A 1,655-nucleotide genomic window follows, 5' to 3' on the forward strand; every position below is an offset into this window, starting at 1 on the left:
CTGCACGAGGCCATCGGCGACCAGCTGACCTGCGTCTTCGTCGACCACGGCCTGCTGCGCCTGAACGAGGCCGAGCAGGTGGTGTCGATGTTCCGCGACAACTACAACCTGAACCTCATCCACGCCGACGAGTCCGACCTCTTCCTTGGCGCGCTCGAAGGCGTCTCGGACCCCGAGACGAAGCGCAAGACCATCGGCAAGCTCTTCATCGACGTGTTCCAGAAATACGCCGACCAGATCGAAGGTGCCGAGTTCCTCGCGCAGGGCACTCTCTACCCGGACGTGATCGAGAGCGTCAGCTTCTCCGGCGGCCCCTCGGTCACCATCAAGTCGCACCACAACGTGGGCGGCCTGCCCGAGAAGATGGGCCTCAAGCTGGTCGAGCCGCTGCGCGAGCTCTTCAAGGACGAAGTCCGCGCGCTGGGTCACGAGCTCGGCCTGCCCGCGAGCTTCATCGGCCGCCATCCGTTCCCCGGGCCGGGTCTCGCGATCCGCTGCCCCGGCGAGATCACCCGCGACAAGCTCGAGATCCTGCGCAAGGCGGATGCGGTCTACATCGACCAGATACGCAAGCACGGGCTCTACGACGAGATCTGGCAGGCCTTCGCGGCGATCCTGCCGATGCGCACCGTGGGCGTGATGGGCGACGGCCGCACCTACGACTACGCGCTGGCGCTGCGTGCGGTGACCTCGGTCGACGGCATGACGGCGGATTACTACCCGTTCACCCACGAGTTCCTGGGCGAGACCTCGACCCGGATCATCAACGAAGTGAAGGGCATCAATCGCGTCTTCTACGACTGCACCTCGAAGCCGCCGGGGACCATCGAGCTCGAGTGATCCCCGGTCGCCCGAGACCGTTTGCATACAATCGAATGAATTCGGCCCCGCACCCATGGTGCGGGGCTTGTGCTTTGGCGCCTTCCGACGCAAAGTCGCGCCGCTCCGGCCGGTCTGGCGGTCAGGACAACGCCGAGGAGTCCCCCATGCCCCAGATCCGTCCGATCCGCCCCGCCCACGGGAGCCGTATCGCATGAGCCAGACCCTCAAGGCCGTGCTCTGGATGTCCGGGGCCATCGTGTCGTTCACCACCATGGCGGTCGCAGGGCGCGAGGTCAGCCTCGACCTCGATACGTTCGAGATCATGCTCTACCGCTCGCTGATCGGCGTGGTGATCGTGGTCACGCTGCTGATCGCCACCGGCCAGACCGGGCAGGTCACCAGGCGCCGGCTCGGGCTGCACCTGGCGCGCAACCTGTGCCATTTCGCCGGTCAGAACCTGTGGTTCTTCGCCGTCGCCGCCATTCCGATCGCGCAGGTCTTCGCGCTCGAGTTCACTTCGCCGCTCTGGGTCATCGTGCTGTCGCCCTTCGTGCTGGGCGAGAAGCTGACGCCGACGCGGGCGCTGGCCGCGGTGCTGGGCTTCGTCGGCATCCTCGTGGTGGCGCGCCCCAGCCCCGAAACCATCAACCCGGGCCTCATCGCCGCAGCGCTGGCCGCCATCGGCTTCGCGGGCTCGGCGGTGACCACGCGCCGGCTCACCCGGACCGAGACCACCGTCTGCATCCTGTTCTGGCTCACCGTCATGCAATCCGTCTTCGGCCTCGTCTGCGCAAGCATCGACGGCGACATCGCCTTCCCCGCGGCGACGAGCT

2 protein-coding genes are annotated in these 1,655 nt (G+C 66.8%); both read left to right on the plus strand.

Annotation, left to right across the window (positions count from 1 at the left end):
* Positions 1 to 840: glutamine-hydrolyzing GMP synthase (gene guaA, locus HC022_RS26065; RefSeq protein ID WP_167454312.1), on the plus strand; the 840-nt coding region annotated here is incomplete at its 5' end.
* A 193-nt stretch (positions 841 to 1,033) separates the two neighbouring features.
* Positions 1,034 to 1,655: DMT family transporter (locus HC022_RS26070; RefSeq protein ID WP_167454313.1), on the plus strand; the 622-nt coding region annotated here is incomplete at its 3' end.

Source organism: Salipiger sp. HF18, assembly GCF_011806505.1.
GTDB lineage: Bacteria > Pseudomonadota > Alphaproteobacteria > Rhodobacterales > Rhodobacteraceae > Salipiger > Salipiger thiooxidans.